At 68.8% G+C, this 17,866-nt stretch carries 17 protein-coding genes, 1 tRNA gene and 1 rRNA gene; 1 reads left to right on the top strand and 18 read right to left on the bottom strand.

Annotation, left to right across the window (positions count from 1 at the left end):
• Positions 1-106: 106 nt before the first annotated feature.
• From DEU38_RS21830 to DEU38_RS21760, 15 genes are all read right to left on the bottom strand, one after another.
• Positions 107-180 (bottom strand) — tRNA-Pro (locus tag DEU38_RS21830).
• Between the two features lie 186 nt (positions 181-366).
• Entirely contained in the window at positions 367-1,809 is a 1,443-nt protein-coding gene (gene der, locus DEU38_RS21825) for a ribosome biogenesis GTPase Der (RefSeq protein ID WP_114723502.1), read from the bottom strand.
• Positions 1,806-2,498 carry a (d)CMP kinase gene (gene cmk / locus DEU38_RS21820; protein WP_114723501.1) on the bottom strand — a complete coding sequence of 231 codons (693 nt, stop codon included), beginning with the start codon at positions 2,496-2,498 and terminating at the stop codon, positions 1,806-1,808. Before cmk ends, der begins: the two co-directional genes overlap by 4 nt.
• Positions 2,495-3,445 carry a pseudouridine synthase gene (locus DEU38_RS21815; protein WP_114723500.1) on the bottom strand — a complete coding sequence of 317 codons (951 nt, stop codon included), beginning with the start codon at positions 3,443-3,445 and terminating at the stop codon, positions 2,495-2,497. Before DEU38_RS21815 ends, cmk begins: the two co-directional genes overlap by 4 nt.
• Before the next feature lie 12 nt (positions 3,446-3,457).
• Complete coding sequence (scpB, locus tag DEU38_RS21810; RefSeq protein WP_114723499.1) at positions 3,458-4,153, bottom strand: SMC-Scp complex subunit ScpB; 696 nt, start codon at positions 4,151-4,153, stop codon at positions 3,458-3,460.
• Positions 4,150-4,980, bottom strand: coding sequence for a ScpA family protein (locus tag DEU38_RS21805; RefSeq protein ID WP_114723498.1), 831 nt, complete (start codon positions 4,978-4,980; stop codon positions 4,150-4,152). Before DEU38_RS21805 ends, scpB begins: the two co-directional genes overlap by 4 nt.
• A 4-nt stretch (positions 4,981-4,984) precedes the next feature.
• Entirely contained in the window at positions 4,985-5,875 is an 891-nt protein-coding gene (locus DEU38_RS21800) for a ParA family protein (RefSeq protein ID WP_397484746.1), read from the bottom strand.
• A 156-nt stretch (positions 5,876-6,031) separates the two neighbouring features.
• A complete protein-coding gene (gene xerD, locus DEU38_RS21795; protein ID WP_114723496.1) occupies positions 6,032-6,961 on the bottom strand; it encodes a site-specific tyrosine recombinase XerD in 930 nt (309 codons plus the stop codon).
• Complete coding sequence (locus tag DEU38_RS21790) at positions 6,958-7,608, bottom strand: NUDIX hydrolase (RefSeq protein WP_114723495.1); 651 nt, start codon at positions 7,606-7,608, stop codon at positions 6,958-6,960. The genes xerD and DEU38_RS21790 overlap by 4 nt, the downstream gene beginning before the upstream one ends.
• Before the next feature lie 9 nt (positions 7,609-7,617).
• Entirely contained in the window at positions 7,618-9,336 is a 1,719-nt protein-coding gene (locus DEU38_RS21785; protein ID WP_114723494.1) for a CTP synthase, read from the bottom strand.
• A gap of 145 nt (positions 9,337-9,481) precedes the next feature.
• Positions 9,482-10,426 carry a copper transporter gene (locus tag DEU38_RS21780; RefSeq protein WP_114723493.1) on the bottom strand — a complete coding sequence of 315 codons (945 nt, stop codon included), beginning with the start codon at positions 10,424-10,426 and terminating at the stop codon, positions 9,482-9,484.
• Entirely contained in the window at positions 10,423-11,607 is a 1,185-nt protein-coding gene (gene steA / locus DEU38_RS21775) for a putative cytokinetic ring protein SteA (RefSeq protein ID WP_114723586.1), read from the bottom strand. Before steA ends, DEU38_RS21780 begins: the two co-directional genes overlap by 4 nt.
• 101 nt (positions 11,608-11,708) lie before the next feature.
• Positions 11,709-13,487: a DNA repair protein RecN gene (gene recN / locus DEU38_RS21770; protein ID WP_114723492.1), complete on the bottom strand. Its 1,779-nt coding sequence runs from the start codon at positions 13,485-13,487 to the stop codon at positions 11,709-11,711.
• 2 nt (positions 13,488-13,489) lie between these two features.
• Positions 13,490-14,443, bottom strand: coding sequence for an NAD kinase (locus DEU38_RS21765; protein ID WP_114723491.1), 954 nt, complete (start codon positions 14,441-14,443; stop codon positions 13,490-13,492).
• Positions 14,440-15,300 (bottom strand): TlyA family RNA methyltransferase, encoded by an 861-nt coding sequence (locus DEU38_RS21760; protein ID WP_114723490.1) that lies wholly within the window; start codon positions 15,298-15,300, stop codon positions 14,440-14,442. The genes DEU38_RS21765 and DEU38_RS21760 overlap by 4 nt, the downstream gene beginning before the upstream one ends.
• Positions 15,301-15,343: 43 nt before the next feature.
• Between DEU38_RS21760 and DEU38_RS28650 the strand changes: the two genes are divergently transcribed.
• Complete coding sequence (locus DEU38_RS28650) at positions 15,344-15,520, top strand: hypothetical protein (protein WP_181818896.1); 177 nt, start codon at positions 15,344-15,346, stop codon at positions 15,518-15,520.
• Positions 15,521-15,601: 81 nt separating this feature from the next.
• Here DEU38_RS28650 and DEU38_RS21750 read toward each other — a convergent pair whose 3' ends face one another.
• The 3 genes from DEU38_RS21750 to rrf all read right to left on the bottom strand — a co-directional run.
• Positions 15,602-16,615 (bottom strand): HAD-IIA family hydrolase, encoded by a 1,014-nt coding sequence (locus tag DEU38_RS21750; RefSeq protein WP_258558096.1) that lies wholly within the window; start codon positions 16,613-16,615, stop codon positions 15,602-15,604.
• The gene (locus DEU38_RS21745) at positions 16,612-17,712 is read right to left on the bottom strand and encodes a hypothetical protein (RefSeq protein ID WP_397484742.1); all 1,101 of its coding nucleotides are present in this window, start codon (positions 17,710-17,712) and stop codon (positions 16,612-16,614) included. Before DEU38_RS21745 ends, DEU38_RS21750 begins: the two co-directional genes overlap by 4 nt.
• Positions 17,713-17,772: 60 nt before the next feature.
• Positions 17,773-17,866, bottom strand: a 5S ribosomal RNA gene (gene rrf / locus DEU38_RS21740); the annotation flags it as partial.

Raw genomic sequence — 17,866 nt, 5'->3', positions numbered from 1 at the left:
GCGGCCACGCCGATCCCGAGGGCCTGCCTTATGCCAGAGCGTCTCAGGATGTCCCCAGATACAAGAAAACTCAGGTGAGATGGACTCTCACCTGAGTTTTCCTCGGTCGGGCTGACAGGATTTGAACCTGCGACCACTTGACCCCCAGTCAAGTGCGCTACCAAGCTGCGCCACAGCCCGTCCACGCCCTCGTTCGGGCGCCTCAGAAGATTACAACAGTGACGCTTGCGAAAGCTAATCGCCTGGTCAGAGGCAATGTTCGGCAATCGCGGACCCGATCTCGCACGGGTTTTGTCGTCGTCACACACCTGTTCGGTGAAGAACTCCGGTGTGATTCCTGCAAAACCCGTGCGAGCCGGGAACCCGTCAACGCTTGTTGCGGTCCCGCTTCTCCCGCACGCGCACCGAGATACGGACGGGGCTGCCGTCGAAGCCGAACTCTTCACGCAGGCGACGCTCCAGGAACCGGCGGTAGCCGGCCTCGAGGAAGCCCGTGGTGAAGAGCACGAAGGTCGGCGGGCGGGTGCCGGCCTGGGTCGCGAACATGATGCGGGGCAGGCGGCCGCCACGCATCGGCGGCGGCGTGGCCGCCACGACCTCCTTGAGCCAGTTGTTGAGGCGTCCGGTGGGGATGCGCTTGTCCCACGACTCCAGCGCCGTGTCGAGCGCGGGAACGAGCTTCTGGACGGCGCGACCGGTGTGCGCGGAGATGTTGACCCGCTGCGCCCACGGCACGCGGACCAGTTCGCGGTCGATCTCCTTCTCGAGCATCAGCCGCCGGTCCTCGTCGACCAGGTCCCACTTGTTGAAGGCGAGCACCAGCGCACGACCCGTCTCGGCGACCATGCTCAGGACGCGCAGGTCCTGCTCGGTGATCGGCTTCGACGCGTCGATCAGCAGGATCGCGACCTCGGCGGCCTCGATCGCACCCTTGGTCCGCAGCGAGGCGTAGAACTCGTGCCCGCTGGCGTGGTTGACCTTCTTGCGCAGGCCCGCGGTGTCGATGAACTTCCACACCTTGCCGCCGAGCTCGACCAGCGAGTCGACTGGGTCGACGGTGGTACCGGCGACATCGTGGACCACCGAGCGCTCGTCGCCCGACAGCTTGTTGATCAGGCTGGACTTGCCGACGTTCGGCTTACCGACCAGCGCCACCCGTCGCGGGCCCTGACCGCCGGTGCCCTCACGCGGGGTCTCCGGCAGGACGGCGAGGACGTCGTCGAGCAGGTCGCCGGTGCCGCGGCCGTGAATGGAGCTGACGGGGCGCGGTTCGCCGAGCCCGAGCGACCACAGCGACGCCACCTCTGACTCGGTGCGGCTGTCGTCGACCTTGTTGGCGACCAGGATCACCGGCGTCTTCGAGCGACGCAGCACCCGTGCCACCGCCTCGTCTGTCGCGGTGGCACCTACGACGGCGTCGACGACGAGCAGGATCGCGTCCGCGGTCTGCATCGCCAGCTCGGCCTGCCGGGCCACCGACTGCTGCAGCCCCTTGGCGTCGGGCTCCCAGCCGCCGGTGTCCTGCACCATGAACCGGCGTCCGGCCCAGTTGGCGTCGTACGAGACACGGTCGCGGGTCACGCCCGGGATGTCCTCGACTACGGCCTCACGGCGGCCGATGATGCGGTTGACGAGCGTCGACTTTCCGACGTTCGGTCGCCCGACCACCGCGAGGGTCGGTACCGCGATGTGGTCTTCGCCGTCCTCACCGTCGATGTAGTCCGCGAGGTCCCAGTCGGACTCCTCGCTCCAGATTCCGTCGCCGGCGTACTCGATCGCCGTCGAATCTCCAGTAAAACCGTCGGTCACTGCACTGCTCCAGTTCTGTCGCCTACCACCAGCAGCAACCTGCCGATCACGTCTTCGATACCCAGTTCGCTCGTGTCCACCGTCACCGAATCCGCCGCGGGACGCAACGGAGATACCGCGCGCGTGGAATCGAGGTGGTCGCGACGCTGCACATCGGCCAGGACGGCGGCGAAGTCGTCACCACGCCCCTCGGCGATGTTCTGGGCGTTGCGTCGCGTCGCCCGCGCCGCCGCGGAGGCGGTCAGGAAGATCTTCACGTCCGCGTCCGGGAGCACGACGGTACCGATGTCGCGCCCCTCGACGACGATCCGTCCGGCCTGCTCCGCGATGCGGCGCTGCAGATCCACCAGGAACGTCCGCACCTCGGGCACCGCGGACACTGCGGACACCGCCTGCGTGACGGCCGCACCGCGGATCTCGTCGGTGACGTCCTCACCGTCGAGCTGCACGCCGTCGGTCTGCGGATCGGTCCCGATCGTCAGCGGCAGCGACGCCGTCGCCGCCGCGATCGCCGCGGGATCCGTCACGTCGACACCGCGGCGCAGCACGTGCAGCGTCGCGATCCGGTACATCGCACCGGTGTCGAGGTAGCGGGCGCTGAGGCTCGTCGCGACACGACGCGACACGCTCGACTTACCGGTGCCCGACGGGCCGTCGATCGCGACGACCAGTGGGGTCGGTGCGGTCACAGACCCACCGCCCCGTAGAGGCCGCCGACCTCGCCGCGGCCGAGGACCCGCAGGGTGCCGGGACGCCCGTCGCCGAGCGCGACGGCACCGATGTCGGTGCGGACCAGACGCACCACCGGGTGCCCGACGGCATCGAGCAGACGGCGCACGATGTGCTTGCGGCCCTCGTGCAGGACGATCTTCACCAGCGACTTGCCGCCGTTGATGTCCATCACGGCGAACGAGTCGACCGTGGCGGGGCCGTCGTCGAGCACGACACCGGCCTTGAGCTGCTTGCCGACGTTGCGGTCGACGACACCCTGCACGGTGGCGAGGTACGTCTTGGGCACCTCGTACGACGGGTGCATCAGCCGGTGCGCGAGGTCGCCGTCGTTGGTCAGCAGGATCAGGCCTTCGGTGTCGGCGTCGAGCCGGCCGACGTGGAAGAGGCGCTGACCGGCGGAGACGCGTTCGGACACGATGTCACCGATGCACGGGCGTCCCAGGTCGTCGGACATCGTGGACTGCCAGCCACGCGGCTTGTTCAGCGCGATGTGGACGAGGTCCTTCTTGACGACCACGCGGATACCGTCGACGCGGACGATCGCGTTCTCGGGATCGACCCGCAGGCCCTGTTCGACGACGATGCGGCCGTCGACCTCGACTCGGCCCTGGTCGATGAGTTCTTCGGCTGCGCGGCGGGAGGCGACACCGGCCTGCGCAAGTACCTTCTGCAGCCGCACCCCGTCACCCTTCAAGGGCGCGAGATCACGATCGACCTCCGCGTACTGGTTGCGGGCGGGCTTGGCGTTGCTGATCTTGGGCGCGGGCGCCTGGGCGCGCTGCGGCTTTGTCGACTTCGGCTTCCCACGCTTGTTCAGCGACTTCTTTGCCGAAGCGTCGGGGCGGCCTGTCGTCGGCTTCTTCTTGCGGTCCGGTGTGCCATCACGGCGAGCGGGCTTGTTCACTTTTGATCCCTGTCAGTTATCTGGGTCGATCTCGGGGTGCGGCGCGTTTGCCGACCCCGTCGAAGGTGTTGCGTTGTCCATTCTCGCAAATCGCGGGTCGGCTTCGAGGCTCTCAGCGATGTCATCGATCACATCGACGTCGGGAATAAGGGGCGCGATGGGCGGCAGATCGGTCAGAGACGCCAAGCCGAGACGTTCGAGGAACAGTTCGGTGGTCGCGTACGTGGTGGCATTGGTATCCGGATCAGGGCCCGCTTCGGTGATCAGACCGCGCGCCAGCAGGGTGCGGATCACGCCGTCGACGTTGACGCCGCGGACGGCACTGATCCGGGCCCGGGTCAGCGGCTGCCGGTAGGCGATCACGGCGAGCGTCTCGAGCGCGGCACGGGTCAGCTTGGAGCGGGCACCGTCGAGGAGCAGGCGTTCGACGTAGGGAGCGAACTCGTTGCGGGTGTAGAACCGCCAGCCGTCACCGGCGTAGCGCAGGTCGATGCCGCTGCCGCGGGCGGTGAAGTCGGCGGACATGGTCCGCAGCATCGTCTCGATCCGGGCCTCGGGCAGCCCGAGCGCCGACGCGAGGGTCGCGGGGGCGGCAGGAGTATCGAGGACCAGCAGCATCGACTCGAGCGCGGCAGCGAGCCGGTCGTCGGGCAGTTCGACGAACTCGTCCTCGAACGGGCTCATGTCGTCCGCATCGATCGACGTCATTCGTAGTCCTCCTCACTCGCGGGTGCCGACACTTCCTCGCCGGTCCAGCTCACCAGCAGATCCCCCAACGGCTCGGGCTGCTCGAACTGCACCGATCGCTCCCGGTAGAGCTCGAGCAGCGCCAGGAACCGCGCGACGATCTGCACCTGGCTCTCACACTCGACGATCAGATCCCCGAACGGGGCCCAGACGCCGGCGCCGCGCGCACGGAGCAGCTCGAGGATCCGTACCGCCTGTTCGGGCACCGACACCGTCGGGACGTGCAGGTGATCCAGTCCGACGGTCGGAACCGGGCGCGGTCGGAACGCGGTCGCGGCGATCTCCGCGAACTGCCGGGGATCGACACCCAGCAGCACCTCCGGCAGCAGCCCGACGAATCGGTCCTCGACCGACACCGACCGCGGATAGCGGCGCAGGGCGGCGGTCTCGAGCTCTCCGAACAGCTGCGCAACCTGCTTGTAGGCGCGGTACTGCAGCAGCCGCGCGAACAGCAGGTCGCGGGCCTCGAGCAGAGCCAGGTCCTCGTCGTCGTCCACCTCGCCGGCGGGCAGCAGTCGTGCCGCCTTCAGATCCAGCAGGGTCGCCGCCACCACCAGGAACTCGGTGGTCTGATCCAGACCCATCTCACTGCCGAGGCTGCGGGTGTACGAGATGAACTCGTCGGTCACCTCCGCCAGCGCCACCTCGGTGACATCCAACTGGTGCTGGCTGATGAGCGTCAGCAGCAGATCGAACGGTCCCTCGAAATTGCGCAGGCGCAGCCGGAAGCCCGACTGCTCTCCGGCCGACCGCTCGGCCGGCGCCGCCGCTGCGACATCGGTACTCACATCGCTACCGGCCGGAACGGTGGATCACCTCGCGGGCAAGCGCCCGGTAGGCCTCGGCGCCGCCCGACTTGGGGGCCCACGTGATGATCGGCTCCCCCGCTACGCTGGTCTCGGGGAACCGCACAGTCCGGTTGATGACCGTGTCGTACACCAGGTCACCGAACACCTCCACGACCCGCGACATCACCTCGCGAGCGTGCAGCGTGCGGCTGTCGAACATCGTCACGACGATGCCCTCGAGCGTGAGCCGGGGATTGAGTCGGTCCCGGACCTTGTCGACGGTGTCGTTGAGCAGCGCGAGACCGCGCAGCGAGAAGTACTCGCACTCCATCGGGATGATCACGCTGTCGGCGCACGCGAGCGCGTTGACGGTGAGCAGCCCCAACGACGGCTGGCAGTCGATCAGCACGTAGTCGTAGCGGTCGAGCACCGGGTGCAGCACGCGTCCGAGCGTCTGTTCACGACCCACCTCGGTGACCAGCTGGATCTCGGCGGCCGAGAGGTCGATGTTGCTGGGCAGCAGATCCAGTCCGTCGATCCGGGTGCGCATCAGGACGTCGTCGATCGACGTGCGCTCCACCAGCAGGTTGTGGACCGTCAGATCCAGATCATGGTGTGCCACACCGAGACCCGCGGACAAGGCGCCTTGCGGGTCGAGATCCACCAGCAGCACGCGGCGTCCGTACTGGGCCAGCGAGGCGCCCAGATTGATCGTCGACGTCGTCTTGCCGACGCCACCCTTCTGGTTGCACATCGCGATGATCCGGGCGGGCCCGTGACCGCTGACGGGCGCCGGTTCGGGAACCTCGCGCAGCGGGCGTCCGGTGGGCCCCAACGGCGCCTCCGATTCGGTCTCGATGCCCTGCCCGATCTCGATCTTCTCTGCATATGACAGCGCGCCCCTGGAATACGGGTGCGCTGGCTCCGCCTCAGGCGGCTGCGGTGTCACCACGGTCCGATGCTCCCCGTCCTGTTGATCCCGTCCTGTCGATAGCTGATGCCGTAACGCTACCGCTTCGTGATCTCAAACGACTGCCAACACGCAACCGCGTCAACGTGCGCGGGGGTGGGCCTGCGCCCACACTTCACGGAGGGCACCCACCGTGACCATGGTGTATATCTGCGTCGTGGTGACCGAGGCGTGGCCCAGGAGTTCCTGGACGACGCGCACGTCCGCGCCGCCGTCGAGCAGGTGAGTGGCGAACGAGTGCCGCAGCGTGTGCGGCGACACCGCGACCGTGATGCCGGCCTTCTCGGCTGCGGTGTGCAGGACCTGCCACGCGCTCTGCCGGGACAACCGGCCGCCGCGGATGTTGAGGAACAGCGCCGGCGTGCCCCGCACCGACAGCGCGGGGCGTCCCCGCACCAGATAGGCGTCGATCGCGGCGATCGCGGGCCGGCCGACGGGGACGACGCGTTCCTTGCCGCCCTTGCCCCGCAGCAGCACCGCGCGAGACTCGGTGTCGAGGTCGTCGACGTCCAGTCCCACCGCCTCAGAGATCCGCGCACCGGTCGAGTACAGCAACTCGAGCAGCGCCCTGTCGCGGAGGGTGCGCGGGTTGTCGGAGGCGCCGTCGCCACCGGCCGCGTCCAGGACCGCGAGCACGTCGTCGAGGGACAACGATTTGGGCAGACGACGGCCGGGGGTGGGCGGTTTCACGGCCCGGGCGACGTCCACCGACGTCACCCCCTCGGCGGCCGCGAACCGGTGCAGACCGCGGACCGCGATCAACGCCCGCGCCGCCGAACTCGCGGCGAGCGGGACGGTTCCGCTCTCGGGATCACCCTTGCGCAGGGACACCACGAACTCACTGACATCGGCCTCGCCGACCGATCGCAGATCCTCGATGCCGCGGTCCGCGAGGAACCGCGCATACCGGTCCAGGTCGCGCCGGTATGAACTGAGGGTGTTGCGCGCGGCACCGCGCTCGACGGCCAGGTGGTCCAGGTACGTGTCGATCTGTCCGCCGAGCGCCGTCATGCCGGTCCGCGGTCCGCCCCGGCGTGTTTGCGTCGCGCGAACGTGTCGGGCCGGTCGACCCAGTCCGCGTCGGCCGGGCGCAGGACCGCACCGCGTGCGCGGGCCGCCGCCAGCGCGAGGATCCCCGACACCGCGGTCGCGTTGACGATCTCGCCGCGCAGTGCCATCGCCACCGCGTCGTCGAGCGGCACGCGGGCGATCTCGAGGTCGGCCTCCTCGTCGTGCGCGTCCGGACGTCCGACGTCGTGCAGACCCTGAGCCAGGAACACCCGCACCGATTCGTCGGTGAACCCCGGCGACAACGCGACATCGACCAGCACCGACCACCGGTCGGCGGCCAACCCGGTCTCCTCGACGAGTTCGCGGCGCGCCGCATCCAACGGCACCTCACCGGGCTCGTCGAGCAGACCGGCCGGTAGCTCCCACAGTCGGCGGCCCAGCGGGTGCCGATACTGCTTGATCAGAACCAGCCGGTCGGTGTCGTCGAGCACCGCGACGGCTACTGCCCCGTGATGCTCGACGACCTCCCGATCAGCTTCTCGCCCGCCGGGCATCGCGACCCGGTCCACGCGCAGGGCCACGATCGCCCCGCTGTACACGTCGCGTGAGTCGACCGTGTCGAACTCGTGCTCCCCCGGCAGGCTCATACGGGTGCGCTATCCGACGCTGTCCGCGGTGGCCGGATCGGCCGGTGCGTCGACCGGCGCCTGCATACCTGCCTTGCGGGCGAGGGCAGCGGCGACGAACGCCGAGAACAGCGGGTGCGGACGGGTCGGACGGCTCTTGAGCTCCGGATGCGCCTGCGTCGCAACGAAGAACGGGTGCTTGTCCGCGGGCAGCTCGACGAACTCGACGAGATGGCCGTCCGGCGACGTGCCGGAGAACTGCAGACCGCTCTTGGCGATGCGATCGCGGTACGCGTTGTTGACCTCGTAGCGGTGACGGTGGCGCTCGGAGACGTTCTCGCTGTCGTACGCCTTCGCGACGACCGATCCCTTGGCCAGCACCGCCGGGTAGGCGCCCAGGCGCATCGTGCCGCCGAGGTCGGCTTCGCCGGCGACGATGTGCTCCTGGTCGGCCATCGTCGAGATGACCGGGTGCTTGGTGTCCGGATCGAACTCTTCGGAGTTCGCGTCCTTCAGACCCACCGAGCGCGCCGCCTCGATGACGACGGCCTGCAGGCCCAGGCACAGGCCCAGCAGCGGGATCTGGCGGGTGCGGGCGAAGCGGATCGCGCCGAGCTTGCCCTCGATGCCGCGGATACCGAAACCGCCGGGGATCAGGACGGCGTCGGCCTCGCCGAGCGCGGCCTGGGCACCTTCCTCGGTCTCGCACTCGTCGGACGGAACCCACGAAATCTCGACCTTGGAGCGGTGCGCGAAACCACCGGCGCGCAGTGCCTCGGTGACGGACAAGTAGGCGTCCGGCAGGTCGACGTACTTGCCGACCAGCGCGACGCGGACCGTCTCGCGCGGGTTGTGCACGCGGTCGAGCAGGTCGCCCCACACCGTCCAGTCCACGTCACGGAAGGGCAGGCCGAGCTGACGGACGACGTAGGCGTCGAGTCCCTCGCTGTGCAGCACCTTCGGGATGTCGTAGATCGACGGCGCGTCGGGCGTGGAGATGCAGGCGTCGACGTCGACGTCGCACATCAGCGCGATCTTCGCCTTGAGCGCCTGCGGGACGTCACGATCGCAGCGCAGGATCAGCGCGTCCGGCTGGATACCGATGTTGCGCAGCGCGGCCACCGAGTGCTGCGTCGGCTTGGTCTTGAGCTCACCGGAGGGGCCGAGGTACGGCACCAGCGACACGTGCAGGAAGAAGACGTTCTCCCGGCCGACGTCGTGGCGCACCTGGCGGGCCGCCTCGAGGAACGGCTGGGACTCGATGTCGCCGACGGTGCCACCGATCTCGGTGATCACGACGTCGGGCACCTGGCCCTGGGCGTCGGGGCCGGCCATCGCGAGGACGCGGCTCTTGATCTCGTCGGTGATGTGCGGGATGACCTGGACAGTGTCGCCCAGGTACTCGCCGCGGCGCTCCTTGGCGATGACCGCGGAGTAGACCTGACCGGTCGTCACGTTCGCGAACGCGTTGAGGTCGCGGTCGAGGAACCGCTCGTAGTGTCCGACGTCGAGGTCGGTCTCGGCGCCGTCCTCGGTGACAAAGACCTCGCCGTGCTGGAACGGGTTCATCGTTCCGGGATCGACGTTGAGGTAGGGATCGAGCTTCTGCATGGTCACGCGCAGTCCGCGCGCGGTGAGCAGCTCACCGAGGCTGGAAGCGGTCAATCCCTTACCGAGAGAGGAGGCGACACCCCCGCTCACGAAGATGTGCTTGGTGGCGCTACGCGACTGGATGCGTGACTGTGGCAAAGGGGCTCCCGTGACGACTGTGCAGGACTTGGTCTGAGTTGAGCGTTCTGGGGCCTGCCGACCCACGGGACTTCACGGTAACACCTTCTCGCCCGGCCGCCTCGCACGACGCTCCGGTTCGGGAGCGACAGGCGTCACACCTGTCCTACGGCGTCGGCGCGCCGACGGTCACCGCGGTGGCGCCGGGACCCGTCCCGTACCGTCCGGAACCGCCTCCGAGCTGCTCCTGGAGCGCCAGCACCGTCGTGATTCGACCCGACTCCCGATCGACGTTGTCGACCGTGGTGAGCACCGCCGAGACGGCCGCGTCCGCACGGGCCACCGCGATCGGCCCACTGCCCTCCGCGGCGGCCGGTGGGCCCGCCAGCACGGTGCCGGCGCCACGCCCGTCGAGCGCTCCCGCGAACCGTGCGATCACCGCGCCCCGGTTACCGCCGGTGTTCTCGGGATCCCCCTCACCGGTCAGCACAACCGCCAACTGTGCAGGTTGAACGTTTCCGTCGTAGTCGATGAAGCCGCCGCCACGCAGCGTCTCGAGCGCCAGACCGCGCTCCTCGGGAGTGGTCTGCGGCTGCGCCGTCTGCGGGTTCAGGAGCAGCACCGAGCCCAGCAGGTCTCCCGCCAGACTGCCCTGGTCCACCGCGCCGGTCCGCAACTGGATGCCCGCTGGAATGATGTTCGTCACCGTCGTGCGCAACTGATCGCCGTTGACGGAGTCGACGAACGACTTGGTCAGCGACACGCGACCGGTGATCGCGCCACCGGCCTGGGCCACGACACGGTTGATCCCGTCGATGTCGGCAGGATCGGCATCCGGCGTCGTGACGAGGATCACCGAACGCTGCGCGAGGGTGTCGCGGACGATTCGGTCCGCGACGGCGGAGTCGAAACCGTCCGCCGACATGAGCTGTTCGCCGAGCTGGTTGTTCTCCTGGTTCAGATCCTCGATCTCGTTCTGCAGCTCGGCCTTGTCGTCCCGCAGCCCGGAGAGCATCCCGTTCGACAGCAGCCCGGAACCCAGCACGACGCCGATCGCGAGTGCCAGGAAGATCGCCGCTATGGAGATGGCATGTTGACGCATCGAAATCACTTGAACAGCCCCTGAACCCACAGCGCGAAGCTGTTCCACGTGTCGATTGCCCAGTCCATTGCGTCACCGCCGATGTTCGAGACGACGAGCGCCACGATCACCGCGGTCAGCGCCGCCAGCACCAGCAGCGCGATCGCCGCGCCGGACACCCGGCTGCGGTACAACGTCGCCACGGCCTTGGCGTCCACCAGTTTGGGCCCGACCTTGAGCCTCGTCATGAAGGCCGCCGGGTTGGTATCGCGGCGGCCGCGGTCGAAGAACTCGTCGAGCGAGACGGTGCTGCCGACCGTGACGATGAGCGACGCGCCGTGATGGTCGGCCAGCAGCAGCGCCAGATCCGACGGCGACGCCGACGCCGGGAACGTCATCGCGCCGATGCCGAGGTCCTGGATCCGGGACAGTCCCTGCGCGTGACCGTCCGGGTCGGCCGGCAGCACAACCTCGGCACCGCACTTGAGGGTCTCGGCGGTGATGTCCTCGGGATCGCCGACGATCAGGTCGGGGCGGTATCCCGCCTTCGTCAGGGTGTCGGCGCCGGCGCCGACACCGATGAGGATCGGTGAGTACTCCTTGATGAACGGCTTGAGAGCCTTCAGATCGGCTTGGTGGTCCGGTCCGTCGGCCACGACCACGACATGGCGATCCTCGAGGTCGACGTCGATGTCCGGCACGCCGACGCCGTCGATCAGCAGCGGACTCTCGGAACGGATGAACTCGATCGTGTTGCCCGAGAAGGCCTCGAGATGGTCGACCAGCCCGGTCCTGGCCTCGATCATGCGATCGGAGATCTCGGCCTCGGTCTGCTCCTCACCCTTCGCCAGGGCACGGTCACCGGCGAAGACACTGCCCTCGTGCAGGCGGATCTTCGACCCGTCCTTGATCGCCTTGAAGATCTCCGTCCCGGCCGAGTCGACCAGCACGATGCCGTTGGCGAGCAGCACCTCGGGACCGAGGTTCGGGTAGCGACCCGAGATGGACGGGGACGCGTTGACGACCGCCAGCACGCCGGCGGCCACCAGGGCGTCCGCCGTGACGCGGTCCAGATCGATCTCGTCGAGGACGACGATGTCGCCGTGTCCGACGCGACGCAGCAACTTGGTGGTGTCGCGGTCGACTCGAGCGATGCCACTGATTCCGGGTAGGGATTCGGTCTTTCGGGAGAGCAGCGCCGGCATCTTCATGACCTCGATGATCGCCCGTCGCACGCGGATGATCGTGGAGGCGCGCCGTATCGACTACCACACCCGTCACAGCTATACCAACAGAAAAGTCGGTTTTCGTGCTATGCGTGGGCGGTACTGCGCTCCTGCCCCGCGATCGACAACAACTCCTCGGCGTGCGCGCGGCCGGTCTCCGTGTCGTCCAGGCCGGCGAGCATGCGAGCGAGTTCGACCACCCGATCGTCCTCGGTCAGGGTGCGCACACCACTGTCGACGCCGCGGCGCACGTCGTCGGTCTTGTCCACCACGAGGTGTGTGTCGGCGAAGGCCGCCACCTGCGGCAGATGAGTGACGACAATGACCTGATGGGTCCGCGCGAGACGAGCGAGGCGACGTCCGATCTCCACCGCCGCGCGGCCGCCCACACCGGCGTCCACCTCATCGAAGACCATGGTCGCGCCCCGATCCGAGCCCGCGAGCACCACCTCGAGCGCGAGCATCACGCGGGACAACTCACCGCCCGACGCGCTCTTGCTGATCGGCAGTGCCTGGGCTCCGCTGTGCGCGGCCAGCCGAAACTCCACCTCGTCGACCCCGGACGCTCCGGCATGCAGTTCCCGGCCGTCGACCGCCAGCGGCGCCGAGTCGTTGGGTCCGGCCTCGCGGGCCCGCACCGACACGTCGAGCGCGGCCCGTCCCATCGCGAGACCGGCCAACTCATCGCTGACCGCCTTCGCGAGCTTCGTCGCCGCCTTCGTGCGGGCGGCCGTCAGCTTCACCGCGGCCTCCGCGGTGAGCTTCGCGGTCTCGTCGACGCGAGCAGACAGGTCCGCGAGCGCGTCCGCAGAGACATCGATCTTCGCGAGCCGCTCACGGGCCGTGTCGGCCCACGCCAGCACACCGTCGATGTCTGCCGCGTACTTACGCGTCAGTGCCTTCAGTTCGGCTTGACGGGTCAGCAGAGTGTCCAGCGCACCGGGATCGCTCGGTAGCCCGGACAGGTACCCGGACAGCTCGCCCGAAACGTCCGCGACGACAGCGATCGCCTCGCCCAGCCGCGGCCCCAGTCCCGCCAGGGCCGGATCGTCCGACGACTCGATCCGCGAGCGGGCCTCACCCAACAGGTCGAGGGCCGCCGACGCTCCGCCCAGCGCGTCGTCGTCGATGCCGGCGAGCGCGGCCTGCGCGCCCTCGGCGGCCGAACGCAACGAATCGAGATCACCGAGCCTGCGCACCTCGGTGACAATGTCGGTGTCCTCGCCCGGTGTCGGCGCGGCGCGGTCGATCTCCTCGAGCGCGAACGTCAGCTGATCGGCCTCCTGCGCGAGTTCCCGCGTCCGGCTGGTCCGTTCGATCAGCTCCGTCCGTGCCTCGACCCACTCGGCTCGATGCTTGCGGTAGCGCGTGAGCAGCGGGCCGATCGTCTTGTCCGCGAACCGATCGAGCGCGGCACGCTGCTGATCCGGCCGCAGGAGGCGCAGCTGGTCGTTCTGCCCGTGCACGGTGAGCAGCGGGTCGGTGAACTCGGAGAGCACGCCGGCCGGGACACTGCGCCCGCCCAGGTGGGCTCGGGACCGTCCGTCGCCGCCCACGGTGCGCACCGCGATGATGCTGCCGTCCTCGTCCCGCTCCGCACCGCACGACTCGAGCAGTCGCGCAACCTCGCGGTCGACCTGTGGGGCGGAGTCGTCGACGGTGAACCGGCCCTCGACGACCGCACGCGCCGCGCCCACGCGCACGCGTCCGGCGTCGGCGCGCGCACCGCTGAGCAGATGCAGGCTGGTGACGACCATGGTCTTGCCGGCGCCGGTCTCACCCGTGAGTACCGTCAGGCCTGCGTGGAACTGAGCGGAGGCCGACGAGATGGCTCCGAGGTTGTCGATCCGAATCTCCGCCAGCACAGTTACCGCTTCCTCCCTCGCCACCCCGTCACCGGAAGATCGAACTTGCGCACCATCCGGTCCGCGAACGGCGCGGAATCCAGACGGACCCAGCGGATCGGATCCTTGCCGCGTATCACCTCGACGCGGGCACCAGCCGGCAGTTCCAGCGTGCGCCGTCCGTCGCAGAACACGAGGCCGTCGTGGCTGTCCGCTACCGTCTCGACAGCGACGATCGACTCGGGACTGGTGACCAGTGGACGCGCGAACAACGCATGCGCGTTGCTCGGAATGACCAGCAGCGCTTCAAGTTCCGGCCACACGACCGGTCCGCCGGCAGAGAAAGCGTACGCCGTCGATCCGGTCGGTGTCGCGACGAGCACTCCGTCACAGCCGAACGAGGAGACCGGACGGCCGTCGACCTCGAGGACCACTTCCAGCACGCCGAGCCGGGACCGGTTCTCGATACTCGCCTCGTTGAGCGCCCATCCGCGCTGGACGATCCGGTCCTCGATCCGGACCATCACGTCCAGTGTCATCCGGTGCTCGATGCGGTACTCGCGCCGCACCACCTGCTCCATCGCCGCCTCGAGGTGCTCGGCCTCCGCCTCAGCGAGGAACCCGATCCGCCCGAGATTGATACCCAGGACGGGGACATCCGCGGATTGCGCCAGCTCGGCCGCACGCAGGAAGCTGCCGTCGCCGCCGAGCACGATCACCATCTCGCAATCCGAGGCAGCACCCGGCCCTTCCGGTACCACGGAGACGTCAGGCCGGTCCGACCCCGTCCCGAGTGATTCGACCCGCTCCAGATCGACCTCGTTCTCGAGAAGTCGTAACGCGATGCCCGCGCGGGCACAGATGGCCGCGACACGACGGGCCGTTTCGGTGATCTCGGCACGGCCCGAATGGGCGACCAGCAGAATCTGGCGCGGCGCGGCGACCTCCTGGCCGGCGGTCGCGGGGGTATCGGTCACTGTGGACCTTCCTGAACGGCACGACGAATGAGGTCCTCCACCGACGGCTCGGGACCGCCGGCTCCCCCGATCTCGGCCGGTGCGGTGCCGGTGGCGACGGCGGTGACGTCTTTGCGCAGCCAGAGGAAGTACTCGACGTTGCCGGACGGCCCCGGCAGAGGGCTCGCCACTGCCCCGACCGTCCGCAACCCGAGTTCGGCCGCGGCCTGCGCAACCTCGAGCACCGCGCTCGCACGCAGCTGGGGGTCGCGGACCACGCCACCGGTGCCGACACGTTCCTTGCCGACCTCGAACTGAGGCTTGACCATCGGCACCAGATCGGCGCCCTCGGCGGCGCAGGCGACCAGTGCCGGCAGAACCAGTTTGAGTGAGATGAACGACAGGTCGGTCACCACAAGGTCGGCCGGACCTCCGATGGTCTCCGCATCGATGGATCGGACGTTGGTCCGGTCGATCACGTGGACACGATCATCGGACTGGAGCCGCCACACGAGCTGGCCGTAGCCGACATCGACGGCGACAACTTCACGTGCACCGTTGTGCAGGAGAACGTCGGTGAAACCGCCGGTCGAGGCGCCCGCATCCAGGCACCGCCGACCCTCGACCGTGAGTCCCTCGGGCATGAACGCGTCGAGCGCACCGATCAGCTTGTGTGCACCGCGCGACGCCCACGAGATCTCTTCGTCGACGTCGGTCACGAGCAGCGGCGTGCCGGCCTCGATCGCGGTCGCCGGCTTGGTTGCCACGTTCCCCGAGATGAGGACGCGTCCGGCCGAGATCAATTCGACCGCATGCTCACGTGAGCGAGCGAGCCCCCGCCGCACGAGTTCCGCATCGACTCTTGCTCGACGTGCCACCTCAGACCTTGTCCACTGCTGCCAGGGACTCGACGAGAACATCGTGAGCCCGTTCGAGAATCTGTGCCTGACGTGCGAGTTCCTCGGCATCACCAGACTGGGGCGAGCTACCGGACGCGTCCCCGAGCTGCGACAGCAGCTCGTCGACACGGCGGTGGACGCCCGCCGGATCGGCTCCGCCGCCGGCGTCCGGGAGGTGTTGGCCTGGAAGTGGTACTGACGTGCTCATCGCTGCAAACCTAGCCCATTCGCCCGACAACAGACCACCTGCGACCGGCCGGTGACCCGACCGGTCGCGGCGTCACATCTCGCCCAGAAGGTACGACACGGCGGCGCGCGCCGTGTCGTCACCGGCGCGAACACGGACGAACTCGGGATGCCGCCACGCGGCAGCGAGAACCGACAGGAACGCGCCCGTGCGGGTCCCGTCCGGGACACCGGGAGCAGCGTGGATCACGAGGTCTCCCCCGACGAATTCCACCGGCCACCCCGGCCGAGTGCCGACCGCAGATGCCGAAGCCGGACGGTTGAGAGCGTCCAGCGATTCGGCGACGTAGGTCGGACGGTGCGTCTCGTCGGCGCGCAGCAGATCGGCTGTCGTGCTCACCCCGGTCAGGACCAGCAACGATTCGGCACCCACCGCGTTCGCGCCGGCGATATCGGTGTCGAGACGATCGCCCACGACGAGCGGCCGTCCGGTGCCCGCACGATTCAGCGCATCCTCCATCAACGGAGAAGCGGGCTTGCCCGCGACGATCGGCTCCCGCCCGGTGGCGGTCCGCACCGCGGCAACCATCGATCCGTTGCCCAGCACCAACCCGCGCTCGGTCGGGAGCGTCGTGTCGACGTTCGCGGCGATCCACAACGCACCCGCCCGGATTGCCAACGTGGCCTCGGCGAGAATCACCCAGTCGGTGGCAGGCGAGTGCCCCTGCACGACGGCGACCGGCTCGTCCTGGAACCGCCGGACGGCACGGAGACCGACGTTCTCGACCTCGGCCGCGAGTGCGTCCGTCCCAACGACGAGGACGGCTGCACCGGGAGCGAGACGCTCCGACAGCAAGCGCGCCGCCGACTGCGAGCTCGTCACGACGTCCGAGTCCGCAGCATGGAAGCCGAGGTCACGCAGATGAGCGGCGACCTCTGCAGGACTCCGGCTGGCGTTGTTCGTCACATACAGCTGACGCTCGTCGCCCGCGTCGAGGGCTTCCCGCGCACCCGGAATGACCTCCGGCCCCTGGTAGACGGTGCCGTCGAGGTCGAGCAGCAACACGTCGTACCCCGCGCGGAGCGGGACACCCACTGCCTCCGTCACTGACCGTCTCCGGTCAGCTCGGCCACACGCTCCTCCGCATCGGTGTCACCGTCGAGATCGGCGGCCGCCGAGTTGAGGAACCACTTGAGTCCGTCCTCGATCCGGCCGGCCGCGACGAGCGCGTCGGCGTACGCGTAGAACAGACGGGCCGCAGCCGCACCCGAGCGCGACGCGTCGAGATCCGGAGTCTGCAGCGTCACCACGGCCTGGTCGAACTGCCCCAGATCCATGCGTGCACCCGCGACCACCATCCGCAGTTCGCTGGCGTCCTCACCGGTGAGCGCCCGAGCCTCGTCGCTGCGACCCAGCTCGATGGCACGCTCGGGACGACCCAGACCCCGCTCGCAGTCGGCCATGACCGCGAGGAATCCCGGCCCACCCGACATCCGGCGGGCTGCACGCAACTCGGACAGTGCCTCGGCCCACTCACCAGCGTGGTAGGCCGTGATTCCTGCGGTCTCACGAACCACCGCGATACGTCCGGCGCGCTGGCGTGCGGCACGGGCATGCGCGAGTGCCAGACGCGGGTCGTCCTCGATCAGCCGACCGGCCATCACCAGGTGCCGGGCAACCGCATTCGCATTGTTCTTGTCCAGGCTCAGCAGATCCCGGCGTACTGCGGGATCGAGCTCGCCGGCCTCGACCTCGTCAGGCAGATCCGGCTCGTCGGGGCGAGCGTCACGACGGTTCGGGCCCATGGACTCGCGGCCACGTGCCGGACCGAAGCCGCCCTCGCCGCCACGACGGCGCGGGGCGCCGCCGGTCCCGCGACGGTCGTCACCACGACTGTCGAACTGCCGACGGTCGTCACCGCGACGCTCACCGCGGGCATCGCCCGTGCGACTGTCGCCACCGCGGTACTCGCCGCGATTCTCGGTGCGCCGATCGTCGCGATCGCGCCACTGGCCTCCGCCACCGTTGGGGCGGCCGGCACGGTCCTGCCCACCGCTCGGCGCCTGACGCCGGTCGTCACGTGAACCCTGACGATCCGACGGGCGGCCACCGCGGTTTCCCTGCTGTCCTTGGTGTCCTTCGGAACGGTGAGTGCCGTCTCCGCGGAAGTTCCGACGATCACCACTGCTTTCCGACACAGCCATTCCTTTCATACAAAACACGAAAGGGGACCCAGTGTGTTGGGTCCCCTTTCGGTAACGGATGTTCGGCGGTGTCCTACTCTCCCACACCCTGTCGGGTGCAGTACCATCGGCGCTGGAGGGCTTAGCTTCCGGGTTCGGAATGGGACCGGGCGTT

Origin of the sequence: Rhodococcus sp. AG1013 (genome assembly GCF_003350365.1) — a bacterium.
GTDB lineage: Bacteria > Actinomycetota > Actinomycetes > Mycobacteriales > Mycobacteriaceae > Prescottella.
Note: the sequence above shows the minus strand (reverse complement) of the source record. Positions and strands in the feature narration are given on the sequence as shown.